Annotated in this window: 23 protein-coding genes and 1 riboswitch; of the genes, 1 reads left to right on the top strand and 22 read right to left on the bottom strand. The window is 43.3% G+C overall.

Translation table 11 applies throughout. From position 1 onward, the window contains the following. Window positions 1–5: 5 nt before the first annotated feature. From GDK41_RS03615 to GDK41_RS03510, 22 genes are all read right to left on the bottom strand, one after another. Window positions 6–848 (bottom strand): cobalamin-binding protein, encoded by an 843-nt coding sequence (locus GDK41_RS03615; protein WP_152085134.1) that lies wholly within the window; start codon window positions 846–848, stop codon window positions 6–8. Beyond that, complete coding sequence (gene cobO / locus GDK41_RS03610; RefSeq protein ID WP_152085133.1) at window positions 848–1,459, bottom strand: cob(I)yrinic acid a,c-diamide adenosyltransferase; 612 nt, start codon at window positions 1,457–1,459, stop codon at window positions 848–850. The genes GDK41_RS03615 and cobO overlap by 1 nt, the downstream gene beginning before the upstream one ends. Then, window positions 1,456–2,955, bottom strand: a complete 1,500-nt coding sequence (locus GDK41_RS03605; RefSeq protein WP_152085132.1) for a cobyric acid synthase — start codon at window positions 2,953–2,955, stop codon at window positions 1,456–1,458. Before GDK41_RS03605 ends, cobO begins: the two co-directional genes overlap by 4 nt. Then, window positions 2,952–3,497 carry a bifunctional adenosylcobinamide kinase/adenosylcobinamide-phosphate guanylyltransferase gene (gene cobU / locus GDK41_RS03600; protein WP_152085131.1) on the bottom strand — a complete coding sequence of 182 codons (546 nt, stop codon included), beginning with the start codon at window positions 3,495–3,497 and terminating at the stop codon, window positions 2,952–2,954. Before cobU ends, GDK41_RS03605 begins: the two co-directional genes overlap by 4 nt. Then, window positions 3,494–4,246, bottom strand: coding sequence for an adenosylcobinamide-GDP ribazoletransferase (locus tag GDK41_RS03595; protein ID WP_152087503.1), 753 nt, complete (start codon window positions 4,244–4,246; stop codon window positions 3,494–3,496). Before GDK41_RS03595 ends, cobU begins: the two co-directional genes overlap by 4 nt. Before the next feature lie 13 nt (window positions 4,247–4,259). Next, window positions 4,260–5,327, bottom strand: a complete 1,068-nt coding sequence (gene cobT / locus GDK41_RS03590) for a nicotinate-nucleotide--dimethylbenzimidazole phosphoribosyltransferase (protein ID WP_152085130.1) — start codon at window positions 5,325–5,327, stop codon at window positions 4,260–4,262. Window positions 5,328–5,346: 19 nt separating this feature from the next. Beyond that, window positions 5,347–6,339, bottom strand: a complete 993-nt coding sequence (locus GDK41_RS03585; RefSeq protein WP_152085129.1) for a FecCD family ABC transporter permease — start codon at window positions 6,337–6,339, stop codon at window positions 5,347–5,349. Next, window positions 6,336–7,148, bottom strand: a complete 813-nt coding sequence (locus tag GDK41_RS03580) for an ABC transporter ATP-binding protein (RefSeq protein WP_152085128.1) — start codon at window positions 7,146–7,148, stop codon at window positions 6,336–6,338. The genes GDK41_RS03585 and GDK41_RS03580 overlap by 4 nt, the downstream gene beginning before the upstream one ends. A gap of 107 nt (window positions 7,149–7,255) precedes the next feature. Further along, window positions 7,256–7,371: riboswitch (cobalamin riboswitch) on the bottom strand. Between the two features lie 17 nt (window positions 7,372–7,388). Further along, window positions 7,389–7,988, bottom strand: a complete 600-nt coding sequence (locus tag GDK41_RS03575; protein WP_152085127.1) for a histidine phosphatase family protein — start codon at window positions 7,986–7,988, stop codon at window positions 7,389–7,391. 59 nt (window positions 7,989–8,047) lie between these two features. Continuing rightward, window positions 8,048–8,260: a (Na+)-NQR maturation NqrM gene (gene nqrM, locus GDK41_RS03570; protein ID WP_070989757.1), complete on the bottom strand. Its 213-nt coding sequence runs from the start codon at window positions 8,258–8,260 to the stop codon at window positions 8,048–8,050. Between the two features lie 91 nt (window positions 8,261–8,351). After that, complete coding sequence (locus GDK41_RS03565; RefSeq protein ID WP_152085126.1) at window positions 8,352–9,371, bottom strand: FAD:protein FMN transferase; 1,020 nt, start codon at window positions 9,369–9,371, stop codon at window positions 8,352–8,354. 349 nt (window positions 9,372–9,720) lie between these two features. Then, window positions 9,721–10,947 (bottom strand): NADH:ubiquinone reductase (Na(+)-transporting) subunit F, encoded by a 1,227-nt coding sequence (gene nqrF / locus GDK41_RS03560; protein ID WP_152085125.1) that lies wholly within the window; start codon window positions 10,945–10,947, stop codon window positions 9,721–9,723. A gap of 19 nt (window positions 10,948–10,966) precedes the next feature. Then, a complete protein-coding gene (gene nqrE, locus GDK41_RS03555) occupies window positions 10,967–11,575 on the bottom strand; it encodes an NADH:ubiquinone reductase (Na(+)-transporting) subunit E (RefSeq protein ID WP_070983820.1) in 609 nt (202 codons plus the stop codon). A 10-nt stretch (window positions 11,576–11,585) separates the two neighbouring features. Continuing rightward, window positions 11,586–12,218 (bottom strand): NADH:ubiquinone reductase (Na(+)-transporting) subunit D, encoded by a 633-nt coding sequence (locus tag GDK41_RS03550; protein WP_152085124.1) that lies wholly within the window; start codon window positions 12,216–12,218, stop codon window positions 11,586–11,588. Further along, window positions 12,218–12,964 carry a Na(+)-translocating NADH-quinone reductase subunit C gene (locus tag GDK41_RS03545; protein ID WP_152085123.1) on the bottom strand — a complete coding sequence of 249 codons (747 nt, stop codon included), beginning with the start codon at window positions 12,962–12,964 and terminating at the stop codon, window positions 12,218–12,220. The genes GDK41_RS03550 and GDK41_RS03545 overlap by 1 nt, the downstream gene beginning before the upstream one ends. Continuing rightward, complete coding sequence (locus GDK41_RS03540; RefSeq protein WP_152085122.1) at window positions 12,957–14,156, bottom strand: NADH:ubiquinone reductase (Na(+)-transporting) subunit B; 1,200 nt, start codon at window positions 14,154–14,156, stop codon at window positions 12,957–12,959. The genes GDK41_RS03545 and GDK41_RS03540 overlap by 8 nt, the downstream gene beginning before the upstream one ends. Window positions 14,157–14,159: 3 nt before the next feature. Further along, window positions 14,160–15,503 carry a Na(+)-translocating NADH-quinone reductase subunit A gene (locus GDK41_RS03535; protein ID WP_152085121.1) on the bottom strand — a complete coding sequence of 448 codons (1,344 nt, stop codon included), beginning with the start codon at window positions 15,501–15,503 and terminating at the stop codon, window positions 14,160–14,162. Between the two features lie 396 nt (window positions 15,504–15,899). Further along, window positions 15,900–16,784: an NAD-dependent epimerase/dehydratase family protein gene (locus GDK41_RS03530; protein WP_152085120.1), complete on the bottom strand. Its 885-nt coding sequence runs from the start codon at window positions 16,782–16,784 to the stop codon at window positions 15,900–15,902. A 108-nt stretch (window positions 16,785–16,892) separates the two neighbouring features. After that, window positions 16,893–17,846, bottom strand: coding sequence for an AraC family transcriptional regulator (locus GDK41_RS03525; RefSeq protein ID WP_152085119.1), 954 nt, complete (start codon window positions 17,844–17,846; stop codon window positions 16,893–16,895). A gap of 157 nt (window positions 17,847–18,003) precedes the next feature. Further along, window positions 18,004–19,194: an enoyl-ACP reductase FabV gene (gene fabV / locus GDK41_RS03520; protein ID WP_152085118.1), complete on the bottom strand. Its 1,191-nt coding sequence runs from the start codon at window positions 19,192–19,194 to the stop codon at window positions 18,004–18,006. A 70-nt stretch (window positions 19,195–19,264) separates the two neighbouring features. Next, window positions 19,265–19,579, bottom strand: coding sequence for a BolA family protein (locus tag GDK41_RS03515; protein WP_152085117.1), 315 nt, complete (start codon window positions 19,577–19,579; stop codon window positions 19,265–19,267). A gap of 21 nt (window positions 19,580–19,600) precedes the next feature. After that, complete coding sequence (locus GDK41_RS03510; RefSeq protein ID WP_152085116.1) at window positions 19,601–20,221, bottom strand: alpha-ketoglutarate-dependent dioxygenase AlkB family protein; 621 nt, start codon at window positions 20,219–20,221, stop codon at window positions 19,601–19,603. A gap of 38 nt (window positions 20,222–20,259) precedes the next feature. On the opposite strand from GDK41_RS03510, the gene GDK41_RS03505 reads away from it, so the two are divergent. After that, window positions 20,260–21,405: a methyltransferase gene (locus GDK41_RS03505; RefSeq protein ID WP_152085115.1), complete on the top strand. Its 1,146-nt coding sequence runs from the start codon at window positions 20,260–20,262 to the stop codon at window positions 21,403–21,405. Window positions 21,406–21,408: the final 3 nt, after the last annotated feature.

Below are 21,408 nucleotides of genomic sequence, written 5' to 3'. Positions count from 1 at the left end.
AACCTTCAACCTTTGTAATAATGCGAGCGTGCTTGTTGCAGTTTATCACATAAGTCTGTGACTCCATCAAGCACTCTGGTGCTGTAACGATGGAGTAAGTCCGCATCAACGTTTATAAACTGCTGTTGTTTTACCGCGGGGATCTCAGGCCACGCCTGCCAGTTTATAGTCGGCACCTCTTTTTTGCTTTTCTCGCGGGGTAGTACAATCACTTGAGGTTTGGTTTTCAATACATTTTCAATACTGATTTGCGGATAGTCAGCTGAATTATCTGCAAACACATTTTCTACGGCGCAGACTTCAAGTAACTGATGCAGCCAAGTGTTTTGATTTATGGTCATCATAGGCTCTGGCCACAATTGATAAAACACGCGTAAAGGCTGGCTGCCTTTGTAGCGTGCTTTTAAGGCTGCAAAACGCGCTGAAAACTGTTCTGCCAAGCGCTCTGCTTGTTGGTGTTGCCCTGTTAGTTTGCCAAACAAACGCAGCTCATCAGCGACCTTGTGTATATCTTTGGTATCACTATAAATTACTTTTATGCCGAGCTTTTGCAGCTTGTCGAGATCCGCCTTTTTATTACCAGATTGCCAAGCTATGACCAAGTCAGGTTGCAGCGCTAATACCCTTTCAAGTGAAATACCGTTATAACCGCCAATGCGTTCAATATTGTTCGCTGCTGCGGGGTAATCGGCGTATTCAACAGTACCGACTATGCGCTCCCCCGCTCCAATGGCAAATAAGTTCTCTACAATATGCGGGGCAAGCGCCACAATACGTTTCGCCTCTTGCGCTTGAGCTACACCGCTCCCACATAGCACCAGCATCCATAGAAAGTAATGTAATTTCATTAAAAATCAAACCCTTCAAGCGCTTTCACGCCAGACTCAAAAGCATGCTTAACATTACGCACTTCACTCACTGTATCTGCCAAATCTGTCAGCTTGCGGTGCGCACCGCGCCCAGTAATAATCACAGACTGCATTTTTGGTCGCTTGGCGATAGCCTCAAGCACTTCCTCTAGGTCGATGTAGTCATAACTGACCATGTAAGTCAGCTCGTCCAATAAAACTAAGTCGATGCTTTCGTCTGTAAGCCACTCCTTGGCTTTTTGCCAAGTTTGTTGCGCTGCTATGGTGTCGGTTTCTCGGTTTTGCGTCTCCCAAGTAAACCCTGTTTTCATAACCTCAAAAGGGACACCTGCTTTTTCTAGTAGGTTGCGCTCACCGCATTCCCACATTCCTTTTATAAACTGTGCAACCACTGCTTTTTTACCATGGCCAACACATCGAGCTACCACGCCAAACCCTGAAGTCGACTTCCCTTTTCCGTTACCTGTTATTACTTGAAAAATGCCTTGTACTTTATCGGCTGAGGCAACTTTGGCATCAACTTGTTCTTTTACCTTTTGCTGTCGTTGCTGGTGTTTTTGCTGATCTTTGTTCGTTTGTGAGTCGCTCATAAATTACTCTCTCTATCATTTTTATCATCGTTCAATAGCGCTAAAATTTTATCGATATCTAGGTGTTGTTCACAGGTGTCAGCAAGACGCTCTAATTGTTGTTCACGGTGCTTTGCTAAATCAAAACCTGGCGTTTGCAAGCGACCGTCACTGGCCCATGCCAGTATTGCTTGTGCCGCACTTGGGCTGTCGAAAAGACCATGTAAGTAAGTGCCAACAATTTGCCTATCTTGTGATATAAAACCATCTCTAACATGCCCTGCCGGGTGTTCAGCAAAAAGCATAAACGGGCTTTCTAGTGCGGGCCCTTCACTCACACCACAGTGAATTTCGTAGCCTTCGATGCTCTCAAAAGCACCTGACAGCAGGCATTCTCCACAAACCTGAGTGAGGGTTTTATTGTCAGTTAGTGTGGTTGTAAAGTCGGCTAAATTTAATGCGTCAATTTGTTGTTGGTTTGATTCTACATTATTGGGGTCAAAAATAGCCTTACCGAGCATTTGCAGGCCACCGCATATACCGAGTACTTTGCCACCAAAGCGCAAGTGACGCATGATCTCGCTCTGCCAAGACTGTGAGTGCAAAAACGTTAAATCGCTTATCACATTTTTACTACCAGGAATAATAATCAAATCAGCAGCGCCAATTTGCTCACCATGGCGTACATAGCGCAAATCAACATTTGGGTGTAAACGCAAACTATCAAAGTCGGTATGATTACTAATATGCGGCAATAGCAACACCCTAACACTGAGTTGTTTATCTGTTACGTGGTTTTCAACCGTCACCGCATCTTCAGCATCAAGATTAAGTGAGTGCAAATAAGGCATAACACCCAAAACTGGCTTGTTGGTGTGCGCCTCAAGCCAATCTAACCCTGATTGCAACAAGCCAATATCGCCACGAAAACGGTTGATCACAAAACCTTTAACTAAAGCTTGTTCCGCTTCACTTAATAGCGCCAAGGTCCCTACCAGGTGCGCGAATACGCCGCCTTTGTCTATGTCTGCAACGATGATAACAGGACAGTTAACTTCACACGCAAACCCCATATTGGCGATGTCATTTTCACGCAAATTAATTTCTGCTGGGCTACCAGCACCTTCAACCAGTATTGCTTGATATTGCGCCTTTAACCGTTGATGAGAAGCCAGCACGGCCTGCATTGCCACTTTTTTGTAGTCGTGGTATTTGGCGGCTTCCATATTGCTAATTGCGCGACCATGAATGATCACCTGTGCACCCGTATCACTATTTGGCTTAAGCAATATGGGATTGAAGTCGGTACTGAGCGCAACCTTTGCCGCCACCGCTTGCAAAGCTTGTGCTCTACCAATTTCTCCACCACAGGGGGTTACCGCACTATTGAGTGCCATATTTTGCGGTTTAAAAGGGGCGACGCTTATCCCTCTGCGAGCCAACACGCGACATAATCCAGCGACTAAAGTACTTTTACCTGCATCCGAAGTAGTGCCTTGTATCATCATTGTTGTCAAAGCATGTGCTCCTGTTTCAGTGGTAACAAACACCCGGCAATAACAAAGTCTACGCGACTTGCCAACGCCGCAATATCTTGGTGTAACCATCCTGCTTGGTCCACAAACTGTCGACTTAGCTCCCCCAATGGAACGATGCCATGCCCTACTTCGTTACTTACCAATATCACACGTGCCGTAGTTTGTTTTAATGACGCAATAAGCTGTTGTTTCTTTTGTTCAACAGCCTCAAAGCCCAATTCGCACAAGCCATATGTTAGCCATAGCGTTAAGCAGTCAATCAAAATACAGGTTTGTTCGCTGTGTGATATGACCACATCATCAAGCCGCCAAGGTTCTTCAACCACCTGCCAACCTGCGCTTCTGTGCGTTTTATGGTGTGCTATACGATGTTGCATCTCAGGGTCTTTACCCTGTGCCGTTGCCACATACACAAGCCGCTTCACTTTACCGTCTGCAAGTAACTGTTCAGCTCTTTGCTCTGCTAGGCGGCTTTTACCTGAACGAGCTCCGCCTAAAATAAGCTGTATTTTTGAGTTCATAGCCACGCCTTTAAACAAACCAAGTAAACGCTTACTTCTGCAATTTGCTGAGCAGCTCCTAAGCAGTCTCCTGTATAGCCACCTAACTGCTTGTTAAACCAAACCACGCACAATTTGCGGATCAGCCATAAACATATAACCATCACTATGGCATACCAAAAACTCAAAAAGCCTAACACCCAAGTAAGTAGCAACACACTTAAAGCACATACAAACAGGCTTTCTTTTGCGCTTTGCGATAACCCCCTTACCACAGGCTTAACTTTACTTTGATTATCTAGCTGTACGTAAGGTAACAGCCCAATTAAGCTCGTTGCCATTGCGCGACTAAGGGTATGCGCAAGTATCAACGCAACGCATGGCAAATACCAAACTGAGCCCAGCAATACAAGCAGTTGGAACTTTAATAACATGAGTAAACACAGCGCCAATGCACCATATGTGCCTAAACGGGAGTCTTTCATAATGCTTAGCTTTTGCTCAACAGACCAACCGCCACCAAAACCATCCCAGATATCTGCAAAACCATCTTCATGGAATGCGCCCGTGAGCAAAACCCCTGCCGCTAACGTCAAAATCACGGCAACAGAAACTGGGAATAGGCTATGTGAAACAATATAAATAAGCGCTAACCCCAAACCAATAAACAACCCAACAAGTGCAAAATGTCGACTAGCATCATTAAGCAATTCATCGTTCACCGTGGCGTTTATTTTGATCGGTAAGCGCGTTAAAAATACCATAGCCATTAACAAAGAAGAGTTACTCACACGTCACCACCTGAGTAACCTGCGCTTGCTCAAAGCTGGCCATCTCATTGTAAAGTGCCAAAGCACTTTGTATCAGCGGTAAGCAAAGTGCAGCACCTGTACCTTCACCTAGTCTTAAGCCTAAATTTAAGAGTGGTGTGACAGCAAGCGCATCGAGCATCTTTTGGTGACCTTGCTCGCCCGAGCAATGAGCAAACACCATATAGTCTTTACAAGCATCGCACATGTTAACTGCAAGCATGGCCGCGGCAGTGGCAATAAAGCCGTCAATTACAATCACACGCTGTAACTTAGCGGCCTCTAATATCGCTCCCACCATTTGGCATATTTCAAATCCGCCAACACAACGTAGTATGTCATATGCGCTGTCTAAATTACCCTGATGATAAGTAAGAGCCTGTTCTAATAAGTGTTGTTTTTTAATGAGAATATCTTCAGGGATCCCCGTACCTCTACCAACAGTTTCCTTTGCAGATAAGCCGGTTAAAGCAGAGAAAATAGCCGATGCCGCACTGGTATTACCGATCCCCATCTCGCCAAAAGCAAAGACATTGCCGCCTTGCTTTACTTGCTTGGCAATAAGTTGTTTACCATATTCAAGCCCTTGCTCTAGCTGGGTTTGAGTGAGCGCTTCATCTTGAGCAAAACAACGTGTTGTTCTGCCCAAACGCTGTGATATTACCCCAAGCTCTTTACTGGGCGCGGTCAATATTCCACAGTCAACCACGCTGAGCTGCCAGCCAAACTGCCTACACAACACATTAATGGCAGCTCCACCCGTCGCAAAGTTTGCCACCATTTGCCCTGTCACATCACTGGGAGCAATCGAGACTCCATGCTGGGCAATTCCATGGTCGGCGGCGAAAATAATCAGTTGTGGTGCAATCACTTTAAACTCAGCATCTGCCAGCTGTGATCCGCTCATCTTCTGCGACAGAATTAATACCACCTGTTTAGCAAGCGCTTCTAATTGCCCAAGCGCACCTATAGGCTTCGTTTTTAAATCTATGTTCTGTTGAATTTGTTGTTCAAATTGCCTGTTCAGAGGTGAGATAGTCATAATCTAAGGCATCCTTACTTTATGCAATACTGCGGTTACGTAGTATCAACAACGAGATAAAAAACACACTGCCTATTGCGGCGGTAATAACCCCCACCGGCAGCTCTTGATTGTTTAATGCTGAACGAGCAACAACATCAACCCATAACATAAACACACCACCACTGAGTGCAGTAATAAACAAACCGGCAAAACTCGCTTGAGAGATAAAAAAGCGCACAATATGGGGGATCATCAAACCAACAAACCCAACACCACCACACATGGCCACCAAGACTGCTGTTAATAATGAACTTAACACCAGCATGACAAGACGCAGTTTGGATACATTAACCCCTAAGGTGGTGGCACTCTCGTCACCAAGTAGCAGAGCATTGAGTGTGCGCCTTAGCAACAGCATACAAAATAGACTGATGCACACTATCAGTGCTGGTAGCCAAAGTGTTTGCCAATCGGCTCGCGCAAAGCTCCCCAGAGTCCAAAAAACAATGGCACTGATCGCTTGAGGGTCACTCCAATATAAAATTAGACTCGTTGCCGCGCTGAATAAAAACGACAGTGCAACACCTGCCAATAACATCGACTCCACTTGTTGATTAGGCTGTGAGCGAGCAACAATAAGCAGCGCACTCATAGCAAGCAACGATCCTAAAAATGCTGCTCCAGAAAGCGCTAAACCAGCCTGAACACCGGTTAATGCAAACAGCGTTACCACCCCAAAAGAAGCACCTGAAGATACGCCAAATAGGTATGGATCTGCCAAGGGGTTTCGGGTGACTGTTTGTAAAATAAGCCCTGCCATGGCAAGCCCGCTGCCTGCAATAAAGGCGAGTATAGAGCGTGGCAACCTAAGTTCAACGATTACACGGTGTGTCAAATTATCCGGTTCATACATAAACAACGCTTGCCAAACTTGTGCTAAATCAACCGAGATGGCACCAAAACTAAGTGCACACTGAAAGCTCAGCGCGATAGTAACGATTGAGATCAAAAACAAAGGAAGTCGGCTCATTGAATATAACCGTAGTGGTAACGAATATGCGGTACAAATGATTCAGCATCTTTGCTACTGGGCACTTGCGAAACATCAGCACAGACACCAAACACCTCGCTCAGCAAACGACTGGTAAGCACTTGGTTTGGGGCTCCTTGCGCTTTGAGTTGACCATTATGCAGCACCAACAAATGGTCTGAAATTGCACCAGCAAGATTGAGATCATGAAATGAAGCCAGCACGCTAACACCTAATGATTTTGCCAATTCCATGATTTGAATTTGATATCTCACATCCAAATGACTCGTTGGTTCATCCATAATGAGTAAGCTAGGCCTTTGCAACATTGCTCTGGCTATCATCGCTCTTTGCTTTTCGCCACCCGATAATGAGCTAAATACTTGTCTGGCTTTGGCTAACAGGCCAACTCTATCCAAGACCATCGCTATGTTGTTTTTATCCTCTGTGGTCGTCACAGAAAATAACGGCTTATGTGGCGTAAGCCCCATTGCAACCACATCAAATACCGCCAAGTTAAACTGCTCAGGAACCTCTTGTAAAACCACTGCAACATGTTTTGCGTAATCTTGCCTAGAGTAATTATCGATGGGATCACCAAACAGTGAAACCTGACCTTCACTGGGGGCACAATATCGATAAATACAGCGTAATAGTGAAGATTTACCAGCCCCATTCGGGCCAAGTAATCCTACAAACTGCCCCGCTTGAACCTCAAAACTTACCTTGCTAAGAATATCAGTATGACTCGCACTCAAGCTCAGATTCTTGATTTGTAAGATGGGGGACGGTGTAGTTGCGTGGTTCATGTCTACCTTAAATACTGTAAAACGAGCACATAGACACAAACAAATACAATACTTTACTTTAAGTATTTTTTTACACGGAAGATTGCTTGTGACTCAAAGTGCGCCCGCTAAGAGTGTATTTGTTGGCCTTGGTATCTGACTTAGGCATTGGCCATCACAGTTGCGGGGACAGTTGAGTATTTGCAACTCATTCCCAAGAACTACCAACAAAATTAAGTGCCCATTATGCTGTCTAGACGTCTAAAAAACAACTTTTGGCCATGCTTTATCCTGTTCATCGTAATAAACATGGACACTTACTACTTTGCCATACCCTATATCTAAGGCATTAAACGCCTGCATATTACTACTCTCAAGGCACAAGATATGACCGATTAGCTGTTTAATAACGCCGGCATGCGTAAAAACCATATTACTACGGCAGCGATTATTACCTAGCTGTTTAGTCCACCATTGGATAATACGCGTTTGAAATTGCTGTAATGACTCTCCATTTGGCGGTGCATAAATATTTGGCGATTGCCAAAATTGGCCTATCGTAGGTGTCGAAGTTTGCTGCCATAAAAGCTCATAAGGCTGACCGTCCCAATCGCCAAAGTTCATTTCTTGCAGCTGCGCGTCAACTTTCAACGACGCATTGCGATGAGCACACATATGCTCGGCAAAAGCTTTGCAACGTTTTAGCGGTGAGCTTACAACATTATCGATATTTTTAAAGTGTGCCACAGCCTCTGATAATTGCTGCCACCCCAGATCACTGAGAGGGACATCCGTCGCACCTAACAAGCAACCGGTGACTTGAGGGGTACCATGACGAATAAAATACCAAACTTGTTCCATACAGCCCCTTATCAAGCAAAAATGCGAGCCTTAGCTCGCATTTTTTTATAATAAACCACTTATAGTATTTGGTTCTCTTTCCATGCTTGTTCTTTGGCCAAGCGTTTTTTACGTCTGTCACAAGGGTCATCACAATCGCATGCTTTTTCAACACCCACTGCACCTAAGCCACCACAACTACTGGCCATTGACTTCTTTTGTACAATAACACCCACCGCCATTGCAGCAACTATCAAAATAAGCAAACCGAAGGTAAGTAAAAACAGTGACATGGTAATGGCCCCTATAGAGTAAAGTAATCGCCCAGCTAAACTGAGCTTTGACGGTCTAAGACTGCGATATTATAACTCGCTTGTCGCCTACTCACAAATAAGGTTTAAACGCTTCACTGGCGTAAGTAACCAGTCCATCGTCTGATTTACTAATTAAGTACACAGCCAAGTTATGTTGCTGAGCGTATTCTTTAGCTCGTTGCGTTCCCATCACCGTTAACGCCGTTGCCAAGCCATCTGCAGTCATCGCTGATGGGTGTAACACAGTAACAGACACCAAGTCATGCTTTACCGGCATGCCAGTAGCTGGGTCAATTAAGTGCGTAAACGTTTCACCATCCATTTCATAGAAAATACGATAATCACCTGATGTCGCTATACCTGTGTCATGCAGCTTTAGCTCTTTGTGGACTTGGCGCTGCCCCATAGGCGCATCAGGTTGTTCAATAGCAATAACCCAAGGTTTATTATTTGGTTTGCTACCTGACAGGCGAAGTTCTCCACCAATTTCAACCATATAATTATGTATATTGGATTGCTCTAACAAACTGGCCACTTTATCGATGCCAAACCCTTTTGCAGTTGCAGAGAATGATACTTCTAAGCCAGCTATAGTTTTGGCAAGACCTTGTTCATTTAAAATTAGTTTATCAACCCCAATGCGGCTGCGCATATCATCTAACTGTGCTTGTGACGGGCGCTTAGTTGGGCGCTTGTCAGGGCCAAATCCCCATAAATCGATCAGCGGCCCCATTGTGACATCAAGCGTTTGTGTTGACTTACCTAAGCGTATTGACTCAGCAATAACAGCCCTAAAGTCATCACTTATTGGCATGAATTCATTATCAGCAAACGAGTTAAAGCGATTTATCTCTGAGTCTTTAACCCAAGGAGACATTGACTGATTTACTGCTATGAGTACTTCATCGACTTGTTTTTTTAGTTGCGCCGCCGTTATCTGCTCATTCGACGGAAACGCCTTAATGTTATAGCTCGTGCCCATCGTCTTACCGTTTATAATTAACGGCTGAAGCTGCTGCGTCTCATTTCGCTCGCAACCTGTAACAAGTAAGATCATAAAAATAAGCAGTGGAAAAAATACCCGCTTCATGTTCCCTTCCTTAAAAAGTTGTACCAACCTTCATAACCAATAAAGCATTTAATAGCCAGAGTGATTTAGTCGGCACCAATGTCTAATACCAATTTTATTAATACATTGATCATTCTAGCGAGCTAAATAACTCATTAACTGCGTTAAATATTTCTCATGTAGAATAACTACATAGCGAAATATTTGCCTTGTTACTAAGCCATTTATCTGTCGCAATATCTGATCACCAATCTAATGCAATTGGTATAATAAAATCAAATATAGAAACAATAAAAAACCCCAAGGTTTAGCTACCTTGGGGTTTATATTTTATCGCAAAACTGTGTTTTGGATCATAACTAAAAACTTATTAGCCACCGAAGTCATCAAGTAAGATGTTTTCTTCTTCTACACCTAAGTCTTTTAGCATGTTGATCACAGCCGCGTTCATCATTGGAGGACCACACATGTAGAACTCACAATCTTCTGGCGCTTCATGATCTTTCAAGTAGTTTTCATAAAGCACGTTATGGATGAAGCCTGTGTAACCTTCCCAATTATCTTCTGGTTGTGGATCTGACAATGCCGTGTGCCATACGAAGTTGTCGTTCTCAGCCGCTAGGCCATCGAAGTCTTCAACGTAGAACATTTCACGCTTAGAACGCGCACCATACCAGAAAGACATCTTACGCTTAGAGTTAAGACGCTTAAGCTGGTCGAAAATATGTGAACGCATTGGTGCCATACCCGCACCACCACCAACAAATACCATTTCTGCATCAGTATCTTTAGCGAAGAATTCACCAAATGGACCAGAAATCGTTACTTTGTCACCTTCTTTAAGTGACCAAATGTACGATGACATTTTACCACAAGGTAATGACAAGTTATTTGGCGGCGGAGTCGCAATACGTACGTTAAGCATGATAATGCCAAACTCTTCAGGGTAGTTAGCCATTGAGTATGCACGAATTGTTTCGTCATCCACTTTAGACTCAAGATTAAAGAAGCCAAAACGCTCCCAATCTGGGCGATACTCTTCTGGAATATCGAAGTCTGCGTATTTAACATGGTGAGCTGGCGCTTCAATCTGAATATAACCACCGGCACGGAAAGGTACTGATTCACCATCAGGAATAGCCAGTTTAAGCTCCTTGATGAAGGTTGCCTTGTTATCGTTAGAGATAACCGTACATTCCCATTTTTTAACACCGAAGATTGACTCTTCTAGTTCAATTTCCATGTCGTTTTTAACGTTAACCTGACACGCTAGACGACAGCCTTCACGTGCTTCACCTTTAGAGATGTGGTCAAGTTCGGTTGGTAGAATATCACCACCACCTTCTTTGATATGTACGCGACACTGACCACATGAGCCACCGCCACCACACGCTGATGATACGAAGATACCCGCATCTGCTAAAGCACCAAGTAATTTACTACCAGCTGATGTAGTAATTGCCTTGTCTTCATCACCATTAATACCAATTTTGATGTCACCGCTTGCTACTAACTTAGATTTAGCCGCAATAATAACTAAAACTAAGATAACAACGATAGCAATGAACATCCCTACGCCTAAATATACCTCAAGCATGATTTTTCCTCGCTACCTTTTACAGTGAAATACCAGAGAATGACATAAAGCCAAAACCCATCAAGCCAACAGTGATAAAGGTAATACCTAAACCACGAAGACCATCTGGCACGTCTGCATATTTCATTTTTTCACGGATACCAGCAAGCAATACGATTGCTAATGCCCAGCCCACACCAGAACCAATACCAAATACCACAGACTCACCAAAGTTAAGGTTACGCTCAACCATGAATGAAACCGCACCAAAGATTGCACAGTTTACAGTGATAAGTGGTAAGAAGATGCCCAGTGCGTTGTAAAGCGCAGGGAAAAACTTGTCTAGCGCCATTTCTAGGATCTGTACAAGTGCTGCAATTACACCGATAAAGGTCAAAAAGCGTAAGAAGCTTAAGTCAGCTTCAGCAAAGCCTAACCACTCAAGCGCACCTGGTGCCAATACTGCGTAATACACTAGGTTGTTCACTGGAACAGCCACACCTAGTACAAAAATTACCGCAACACCTAATCCTAGTGATGTCGTTACTTTCTTAGATACCGCCAAGAATGTACACATACCTAAGAAGAAAGATAAAGCTAAGTTTTCAACAAAAACCGCTTTCACGAATAAGCTAATATATTGTTCCATCTTTCTCCCCTTATGCCTTCGCTTCTACTTGATCTTTCTTGTATGTGCGAAGTATCCAAATGAAGATACCCACCAAGAAGAACGAGCTAAATGGCATAATTAGTAGACCCATAGGACGGTACCAGCCACCATCAGAAACTAGAGGTAAGATTTCAACACCAAATAAGGTGCCAGCGCCAAATAACTCACGCACAAAACCAACTGTTAAAAGCACTACAGAGTAGCCTAAACCATTACCAATACCATCTAAGAAAGACATTACTGGTGGCGACTTCATTGCATAAGCTTCAGCACGACCCATTACAATACAGTTAGTAATGATCAAACCGATAAAGGTTGAAAGCTCTTTAGCCGTTGAGTAGACAACCGCTTGCAATACCTGGTCAACAACAATTACCAGTGATGCGATGATAGTCATCTGCACGATGATACGTACACTCGACGGAATGTGATTACGCATCATAGAGATGAATAAGCTTGAGAAAGCAGTTACTAATGTCAAAGCAATTGACATGATCAATGCATTCTTAAGGCTTGATGTTACTGCCAGTGCCGAACAAATACCCAGTACCTGAAGGGCAATTGGGTTATTCGCAAAGACAGGGCCAAACAAGACTTCTTTCATTTCTTTAGTGTTAGCCATTAGTTCAATGCTCCTTTACGTACTTTCGCAAGGAATGGACCAAAACCTTTGTTACTAGTCCAAAAGTCAATCGTGTTATCTACACCGTTTGAGGTCAAAGTAGCACCTGATAAGCCATCAATCTTATGCTCGTTGTTGCCAGCCGTACCTTTAACGATATCAATCGGAAGTTGCTTACCTTCCCACGTTGCTGTCCACTTAGGGTTCTCGATTTCACCACCTAGACCCGCAGTTTCTTTGTGCTTATAGAACTGAATCGCTTTAATAGTTTGACCATCATCATCCATTGCTAAAAAGCCAAACATGATGCCCCAAAGGCCATAGCCTTGGATAGGTAAAATAACAGTCGAAACATCATCACCATTACCTTTAACAAGGTAAACTGGTGAGTTATGAGTCATTCGCTGGATACCAGCTACATCTTCCTCTTTCTCAAGAGCAAAGCTGCGCTCGCTGTCATACTTTGTCATCTCAAAATCGAATGAAAGTGGGTCAACATCTACAAACTCACCCGTTTTCATATCAATTACACGAGATTCAATGTTAGCGTCAAATGTTTCTTTAACATTTTCAACATCTTTAAAGCCAGCAGCCTTCAAAATGTTACGCTGAATATCTTGGATTTTGTTAGCTTGTTGTAGAGGGCGTAACTGTACTGACGCAACAGATACAACGATCGCACATACTAAACACAGGCCAACAACAACGCCTAACGTTTTGCCTATAGATTCATTGTTACTAGACACGTGCTAATCTCCTCTTAACATTAGACTGCACAACAAAGTGGTCGAATAGCGGAGCAAATAGGTTAGCGAATAGTATTGCTAACATCATGCCTTCTGGGTATGCCGGGTTAACCACACGGATTAATACCACCATCACACCAATTAATGCACCGTATGCAAATTTACCTTTATTAGTGAAAGACGCAGAAACTGGGTCAGTCGCCATAAAGAACATACCAAATGCAAACCCACCTACCACTAAGTGCCAATACCAAGGCATTGCAAATGCAGCGTTAGTGTCTGACCCTAATGCATTAAATAAGCTTGCCATTGCAACCATACCTAGGAATACACCTAGCACAATACGCCATGAAGCAATGCGAACATACATTAAGAAGAAACCGCCGATCATAAGCGCAAGTGTTGACGTTTCACCCATAGAACCTTGAATGAAGCCATAGAATGCATCCCACCAAAGCACCATGTTATTGAAATCTAGAGCACCTTGAGCAGCTTGACCTAAGTAAGTTGCACCAGAGAAAGAATCTACTGCTGTCCATACCGTATCACCTGAGATGTTTGCAGGGTATGCAAAGAATAAAAATGCACGGCCAGCAAGCGCAGGGTTTAAGAAGTTACGACCTGTACCACCAAATACCTCTTTTGCAATAACAACACCAAAAGTAATACCTAGTGCTGCTTGCCAAAGCGGAATAGTTGCAGGAAGAATCAACGAAAATAGTACTGACGTTACGAAGAAACCTTCGTTAACTTCGTGCTTACGGATTGACGCAAATAGAACTTCCCAAAAACCACCTACAGCAAACACAGTTGCGTAAATCGGTAAATAGAAACATGCACCGTAAAACATCTTAGCGCCCCAACCCGCTTGTGCGGTTAATTCACCACCCAGCGCTTGGAAAATCGCCACTTGCCATGTATTAGCAAGTTCAAAACCGTTACCAAGCGCAATTGCAGCCTGATGACCGATGTTGAACATACCAAAGAACATAGCTGGGAACGTTGCCATCCACACTAAAATCATAATACGTTTTAGGTCGATGTTATCACGTACGTGAGTTGCCCCTTTGTTTACATAACCAGGCGTATAAAAAATGGTCGCCACTGCTTCATACAGTGCATACCACTTTTCATGTTTACCACCTGGTTCAAAGTGAGGTTCAATGTCTTCTAAAAATTTCTTTAAGGCCATTTTTTAACCTTCCTTCTCGATAGTAGTCAGGCAATCGCGCAGGATTGAACCGTACTCATACTTGCCAGGACATACGAAGGTACATAGCGCTAAATCTTCTTCATCTAGCTCTAATGCGCCCAACGAAATCGCACTATCCAAGTCACGTGCAATTAGGTCACGTAATAATGGAGTTGGTAAGATATCGAGTGGCATAACACGCTCATAGTTACCGATTGGTACCATCGCACGCTTAGAACCACCCGTCGATGTTGTCATCTTAAACAAACGACTTGGCGCTAAGTGTGAAATAAATGTACGTGTTACTGAGAACTTATCACTACCTGGTGCAATCCAACCGAATAGTTCTTTCTCGCGACCTTCAAGTAATACAGATACTTGAACATGGTAACGACCAAGGAAAGCATGAGGGCCGGTTGCTGTTTTACCAGCTAACACAGAGCCAGAAATGACTCGGTTATCACCGTCTTCAAGCTCGCCTGCAACTAAATCTGTTAACGACGCACCTACTTGGGTCTTAACTAGACGAGGATTTTTAACGCGAGGACCAGCTAAAGAGATCACTCGTTCTGCGTTAATTTCGCCAGTTAAAAATAGCTGACCAAATGCAATCACATCTTGATAACCTAAGTGCCATACCTGCTTATGGGCAGATACAGGGTCTAGATGATGGATGTGAGTACCCACTAAGCCTGCTGGGTGAACACCGGCAAATTCATGCACTTCAACTTGTGAAAGTGATGAACTTGGCACCTTGCTACCTGCTTGCTTACAAACGAATACTTTGCCATCAGTCAAACGAGATACAACTGCAAGACCTGCTTCAAATGCTTCCACATTTTCAGCAATAATCACAGCTGGATCCGCAGCTAACGGGTTGGTATCGATTGCAGTCACGAAGATAGAACTTGGTGTTGCATCAATTGCAGCTACTTTGCTAAAAGGACGTGCTCTTAGCGCAGGCCATTGACCTGACTCAACAAGCAATTCTTTCACTTTGTCACGCTCTAAGTTGCTTAATTCTGCAGCAGAGAACTTGTCAAAAGTGATTTGCTCGTTGCCTTGCACTTCAATCACTACGGATTGCAGTACACGCTTAGCACCACGGTTGATTTCTTTAACTACACCAGCAGCTGGTGCAGTAAACTTGACGCCTGGGTTCTTTTTATCTTCAAAAAGAACTTGGCCTTTTTTGACTTGGTCATCCACACGAACATGCATGGTAGGACGCATACCGATAAACTCTTCGCCAAGCACAGCAACTCGTTTGACGGCAGAACCATCATGAATCACTTGCTGAGGCGCGCCCTCTATGGGTAAGTCCAGACCTTTTTTTATGTTGATCATACGCACTTGCATTACATTAACGGAAAGAAATTGAAAAATCTTTAATCACCACGGCGCTTGTGCCTCATATTTTGTTGGTATCAAAGAGCCACCTGAACGAATATCGCACAAGCATCGTAGTTGTGTTCTCACATATTTCTGTGATTTTAACATTAATCACCCAGACTATGCGAGTGGAAATACAAAATTTATATGCCTTTCATCGGCTTTGTAGCGAGCAATGAGAGCAGTATAGACTAAAGTAGCACAATAGAAAGTGTGTCACGCTATGAGTATAAGATTGCTTTTCTATAATTGCTCCTTTGTTAGTTAGCAATTAAACAGCCTTAATCTTTTTACCATACATAGTCAGTTTCACCAGCAGAGCCACTACTGTTGCGATATCACCATACCTTGTTACTTGAAGTTCGATTTAGTTGGGGTGTTAAGTGCCTGCGCTACAAATTTTTTAGGCCGCCAACCAAGCTCCTCGATTGCTTTATCACTAGAAAAAACCTGAGTTAATCCATAGCCCTCAACCCAGCGCCCATAAAAACGAGCCCAACACGCCAATGCGCCAGTTTCAATTCTTTCGCTCGAAAGGTTTTCAAGTAATCTCTTAATGGGGGCTTGATGTTCCGCACTACCAATATACTCCTCACCCGAGCGTCCATTTTCTAGTACTAAACGATATAACTGCGCAAGATTTCTCCTTTCAATCAAAGACCAAGTTTGCTCCTCCCCTTGCGGCATAACCGGATGCCCACACCGTTCCATTTCCCACAACAATATAGGTGGCAAAAACTGGCTTTGCTCACTAACCACATTGGTAGGGCTCACAACGCGCAATTCGATACCTTTTTGCCTAGACAAAAACTCAATACTATCTAACATCCACCGAAAATCTGCAGTGCTAGATTTTTGCGTCTTTTCACAAATGACTTGTTGATGGCTGCCGTAGGTCCAGCATCCTGATGTGTATAAAAAGATAAGAGGCTCTGGGCGATGAGCTGCGTGCCAAGCGATATTTTCTAAAAAGTCATAATCGACCTTACCCATTTGCTCATCAAACGTGCATGCGGTATGAATTAGTGCAGCACATGTTTCAATGTGGCTTTGCCAATCCGAGGCATTCTGCAAAGCTCCTCTTACGGGTAGCGCTCCCATACTTTTTGCTTTAAGCGCGCTTGCAGCATCTTTGCACAATACCTTTACCTCGTAACCGAATGTAAGAAGCTCTTCAACCACGGCACTGCCGATATTTCCCGTACCACCTGTAATTAACACTGATTTTTCTATCATAATGAACAACCTTGCTAAGTATTTTAATATTAGAAACAAGGCTAATTAAGCCGTAAAAAGATAACTAGTCATTGATCTAGCAAAAGGAAAAATCATCGATAAATAGGGTTAAATCGTCGACTTTGCAACAATGCGCTCATCACGGCGTGCTTTACGATATTGATTTGGCGTTGTGTTATGAAATTGGCGGAAATTTCTTATCAATACATCCACAGACTGAAAACCGCACTCTTGAACTATCTTTTTGAGCGAGTAGTTAGTAGAAACCAATAATTTAGCCGCTTCCAAGCAGCGCCATTGACGTACAAACTGCAAAGGAGATATGCCAGTTATACATTTAAAGCGGCTACAAAATGATGATTTCGATAAAGCCGCAACTTGAGCGAGCTGTTCAACATTCCACTCCCTTGTAAGTTGGCTTTGCAACGCAACAAGTACCGGGGCCAAATGCCTATCATGCAAGGCTTTTAACCAACTAGGCGCTCTTTCGATATGCTTTAAACCACGTAATACCTCTAATAAAAGTAACTCTAAGAGCGCTTTGTGCGCTAATGCAGAACCTTGTGCCATCAAGCTATTTTCTTCATATAACCAACATAAAACACAACTCAGCCTGCTTTGTGGTGCGACATCAATAACCAGCAACTCTGGTAAAGCACCACACAAGTGATCTCTCCCCCAATATTGGATAAGTGAAAAAACGAGATAGCCACACATCATTGAGCAACTCTCTCCATGCCCTCCTATCACCATATTTTCAACTTCTTCACGTGATTTCCCAGCAAACAAATCATCTGCCGATTTGCAAGGTATACCCTGTCCACTCATCATTTGATGTTCATGGCCATATGGTAATAACAGCAGTTTTCCTGCGCTGAGTTGCACTGCCCGGCCATCGGCTAACTCAACGATACAAGTGCCTTCTTTTACAAAACTAAAATAGCAATAATTTTGTTCTACTTCGTGAATACCCCAAGGTGCTTTGAGCTGAACATGGGCAAAGACTTCACATTGAGGAGATAAATAAGAAATAAATGAGCTAAGGGGGTCTATTGGTTGCATAACGTTATAATTCCTTTTATCAGCAAGCCTGCATACGATATCGCTCAAGCTTTAAAATGCAAACTATCATACGAAAAAAGGACATTAAAAAACGGCTAATCAGTCATCATAAAATGATGCTGAAACTAGCCGCTTTATCTAAGTGTGAGTGACTTAGTTAGATTAGATTATTGATTGCTACGTCAGGGTTGACGTCTTGCTCGTAATCGATTTCATCAATGCCAAAACCAAATAGGCGTAAAAACTCGTTATGATAACCCACGTAATCCGTTAGCTCATCAATAGTGTCAGTTTTAACTGTGTCCCAAATGTGCTGAACACGCGCCTGCACATCATCTTCAAGCTCTTTGTAGTTTTGGAACAAATGGCCGCCTTCGTCAAAACGCGGCGTTTCACCGTATAGGTTTTCACGAAATAGCGCATTAATCTGCTCAATCGTGCCCTCATAAGTACCATCTGCTTTCATCACTTTGAATAGTGCAGATATATATAAAGGCATAATAGGAATTGCCGAACTTGCTTGCGTTACCACTGCATTTAATGATGACACATACGCTTCACCGTTTAACGCAGCTGTTGATTCTTTGATAGCAGCGGTTGCACGGTCTAAGTCTTCTTTGGCTTTACCAATCGTTGCATGACCATAGATAGGCCAAGTAAGCTCTTTACCAATGTATGTATATGCACTGGTTTTGAAGTTATCTGCCAATACATCAGCTTCTTTCAGGGCTTCAATCCAAAGCTCCCAGTCTTCGCCGCCCATCACTTTCACTGTGTTCGCTATTTCATCTTCATTTGCCGCTTCTACTGTTACTTCATCGATTTCGCGTTTAGAGGTATTTAGGTTTTTGGTGGTGATGTCACCGCCGATTGGCTTTAACGTTGAAGAATAAACTTCGCCTGTTTTAGGGTCTGTACGACGAGGTGAAGCCAAGCTGTAAATAACTAAATCTACTTTACCCATTTCAGCTTTAATGGTTTCAACAGTCTTTGCTTTTATTTCATCTGAAAACGCATCACCATTAATATTTTTTGACCATAAACCCGCTTCATCAGCCGCTTGCTGGAAAGCCGCAGTATTGTACCAACCTGCCGAAGCAGTCTTACGCTCAGAGCCCTCTTTTTCAAAAAAGATACCTAATGTCTTCGCGCCAGCACCAAAAGCGGCTGTGATACGCGAAGCTAAGCCATATCCAGTAGATGCACCAATAACCAATACATTTTTAGGGCCATTGGCAATTGGGCCTTGCGCTTTAACGTAAGCAATTTGCTCTTGCACGTGCGCAGCACAGCCCTGAGGGTGTGCATTGGTACAAATAAAACCACGAATTTTCGGTTTAACGACCATAATCAATCCTATAATTTTTCAAAAACTGTCATAGTTTAATGGTTGATCAGACAAATACAGGTCTGATCAGCTAGTTATCAAATTTGGAACCACCTAAACAATTGGGTGAGTCGGGTGTCTGCCCAGCCCTTTCACTATACTCTTCAGGTGTGTAAGCATGAATTGACAAGGCATGAATATGATTAGCCAATTCTTCTTTTAATACTTCATTGATCTTACGATGGCGCTGTAACAAGCGCTTTCCCATGAACTCTTCACTCACTACCACCACTTTAAAGTGTGAGTCTTCACCGCGCGAGTGCATGTGGCTTTCGTTTACGACGTTGAGGTGTTTACAGCTAATTGCCGCCGCTAATTTTTCGTGGATGTGTGCTTGCATCGACATGCTAACCCCTTCATTTAAATTTTATTTATGGGCGCTACTATACGCCTTTGTGCGTTCATGACCAACCGTTCTAAAGGTTAAATTGATTCGCCCGCCGGTGACTTTGGCTTGCACAGGAAGCGCATGTTGATAATAAAGCTGGCTATCGCCATGCATCACTAAACAACTGCCACTTTTTAACAGTATTTCCTGTTGCGTGCCTGTTACTTTATGCTTAATTTTAAACTTGCGCGCAGCTCCTAGCGAGATAGAGACAATGCATGGTTGTGGCCCAAGTTCGGCTTCATCATCACTATGCCATCCCATTTTATCGTGACCATTGCGATACCAATTGGCGAGTAGCGCATTAAACTCATGACCATATGTTTGCTGTAAGCGCCTTCTCATCGCCAATAGAGGTTCAGGCCAAGGCGTATTTGCTAAGGTTTGCTTAGAATAACCATACGACACATCCTTATCAGCAATAAAACACTGCATACGCGGAATTCGGTGGTGTTTACCGTAAACTTGAATGCTGGGCTGCTGCCACTCTAATTGATGGCACAAATAGCTATAAAGCGAGATACTTTTAGACAAGCTCATTACCTGAGGATAATAATCAAAGCCGGGGGGCAAGAGCTGTTCAGACTGGCTCGATGTCATGATACCATTGACCTATTCACTACATGTTACACAATATTATGACAACTGATGCGTTATTAGGTGGCCACACCTTAACCTTACACCGTTTTCCTTTAGAACAAAAAAACCGTAGTCTGCAAGCATGGGATGCGGCCGACGAATACCTCATCGATTATGTACAGGAACATCATAACCAAGCTTCACGCATTTTGGTACTCAATGATGGCTTTGGCGCACTTACTTGTGCATTAAAAGCAATGGGCTGTGAGCAAAGACATATCATTAATGTGAATGATTCGTTCGTTGCACAACAAGCGTGCGAGCATAATTTGGTCGAGAACCAGCTCAATAACAGCAAGGTCACCAATCTGGACAGCCTAAGTGATTTCCCGCATGACGTTGACTTAGTATTGATAAAGATACCAAAAAATGCGGGGTTTTTAGCTTACCAACTAGCGCTACTTAGTCATCTGCCCAGCGGTATTAAAGTCATCGCTGGCGGTAAAGCAAAAGAGATCCATACCTCAACACTTAAAAGCTTTAGCCACTTTTTAACAGAGCCAACCACCAGTCTGGCAGTCAAAAAAGCCCGCCTCGTTTTTAGTGAAACAACCGCTAAGCCTGTAAGCAGCAAGTTTCCCGTGTCCTGGCCTTTGGAAAAAACCGACTTTACGCTTACTAATCATGCTAATGTCTTTTCCCGAGATTCTTTAGATATTGGTGCACGCTTTTTCATGAACTATCTACCCCAAGGCAAAAAGCCTTTAAAAGTAATAGATTTAGGCTGTGGTAACGGTGTAATAGGGCTCATGACACTCAGTAAAATGCCCAATGCCGAACTGACTTTTGTCGATGAGTCAGCAATGGCTGTAGCCAGTGCCAAAGTTAATGTTTCACAGAATTTACCTGATGCCCTAGCGCGTTGCCAGTTTGTGCAAAACGATTGTCTTAGTGATTTCATCCCAGGTTCAGCTGATCTCGTGTTATGTAATCCTCCGTTTCACCAAGCTCAAGCAATCACCGACCATATTGCTTGGCAAATGTTTGTTCAAGCTAAACAAGTGCTGAAAAAAGGCGGTGAACTTAGGATCATCGGTAATCGCCACCTTGATTACCAAGATAAGCTTAAGCGCTTATTTGGCAACGCCAAGGTGATAGGAAACAATAAAAAATTTACCGTACTCAGTACACAAAGAAGAGGTTAAGCA

This window comes from Pseudoalteromonas sp. A25 (genome assembly GCF_009176705.1).
In the GTDB taxonomy this organism is placed as follows: Bacteria; Pseudomonadota; Gammaproteobacteria; order Enterobacterales; family Alteromonadaceae; genus Pseudoalteromonas.
The sequence above is the reverse complement of the archived record's forward strand: the minus strand, read 5'-3'. Positions and strand labels throughout refer to the sequence as shown.

Bases quoted from the DNA above. Each gene is read 5' to 3' on its own strand.
- GDK41_RS03615 (WP_152085134.1), bottom strand. From the start codon at position 848: ATGAAATTACATTACTTTCTATGGATGCTGGTGCTATGTGGGAGCGGT.
- cobO (WP_152085133.1), bottom strand. From the start codon at position 1,459: ATGAGCGACTCACAAACGAACAAAGATCAGCAAAAACACCAGCAACGA.
- cobU (WP_152085131.1), bottom strand. From the start codon at position 3,497: ATGAACTCAAAAATACAGCTTATTTTAGGCGGAGCTCGTTCAGGTAAA.
- GDK41_RS03595 (WP_152087503.1), bottom strand. From the start codon at position 4,246: ATGGCTATGGTATTTTTAACGCGCTTACCGATCAAAATAAACGCCACG.
- cobT (WP_152085130.1), bottom strand. From the start codon at position 5,327: ATGACTATCTCACCTCTGAACAGGCAATTTGAACAACAAATTCAACAG.
- GDK41_RS03585 (WP_152085129.1), bottom strand. From the start codon at position 6,339: ATGAGCCGACTTCCTTTGTTTTTGATCTCAATCGTTACTATCGCGCTG.
- GDK41_RS03580 (WP_152085128.1), bottom strand. From the start codon at position 7,148: ATGAACCACGCAACTACACCGTCCCCCATCTTACAAATCAAGAATCTG.
- GDK41_RS03575 (WP_152085127.1), bottom strand. From the start codon at position 7,988: ATGGAACAAGTTTGGTATTTTATTCGTCATGGTACCCCTCAAGTCACC.
- nqrM (WP_070989757.1), bottom strand. From the start codon at position 8,260: ATGTCACTGTTTTTACTTACCTTCGGTTTGCTTATTTTGATAGTTGCT.
- GDK41_RS03565 (WP_152085126.1), bottom strand. From the start codon at position 9,371: ATGAAGCGGGTATTTTTTCCACTGCTTATTTTTATGATCTTACTTGTT.
- nqrF (WP_152085125.1), bottom strand. From the start codon at position 10,947: ATGCTTGAGGTATATTTAGGCGTAGGGATGTTCATTGCTATCGTTGTT.
- nqrE (WP_070983820.1), bottom strand. From the start codon at position 11,575: ATGGAACAATATATTAGCTTATTCGTGAAAGCGGTTTTTGTTGAAAAC.
- GDK41_RS03550 (WP_152085124.1), bottom strand. From the start codon at position 12,218: ATGGCTAACACTAAAGAAATGAAAGAAGTCTTGTTTGGCCCTGTCTTT.
- GDK41_RS03540 (WP_152085122.1), bottom strand. From the start codon at position 14,156: ATGGCCTTAAAGAAATTTTTAGAAGACATTGAACCTCACTTTGAACCA.
- GDK41_RS03535 (WP_152085121.1), bottom strand. From the start codon at position 15,503: ATGATCAACATAAAAAAAGGTCTGGACTTACCCATAGAGGGCGCGCCT.
- GDK41_RS03530 (WP_152085120.1), bottom strand. From the start codon at position 16,784: ATGATAGAAAAATCAGTGTTAATTACAGGTGGTACGGGAAATATCGGC.
- GDK41_RS03525 (WP_152085119.1), bottom strand. From the start codon at position 17,846: ATGCAACCAATAGACCCCCTTAGCTCATTTATTTCTTATTTATCTCCT.
- fabV (WP_152085118.1), bottom strand. From the start codon at position 19,194: ATGGTCGTTAAACCGAAAATTCGTGGTTTTATTTGTACCAATGCACAC.
- GDK41_RS03515 (WP_152085117.1), bottom strand. From the start codon at position 19,579: ATGTCGATGCAAGCACACATCCACGAAAAATTAGCGGCGGCAATTAGC.
- GDK41_RS03510 (WP_152085116.1), bottom strand. From the start codon at position 20,221: ATGACATCGAGCCAGTCTGAACAGCTCTTGCCCCCCGGCTTTGATTAT.
- GDK41_RS03505 (WP_152085115.1), top strand. From the start codon at position 20,260: ATGACAACTGATGCGTTATTAGGTGGCCACACCTTAACCTTACACCGT.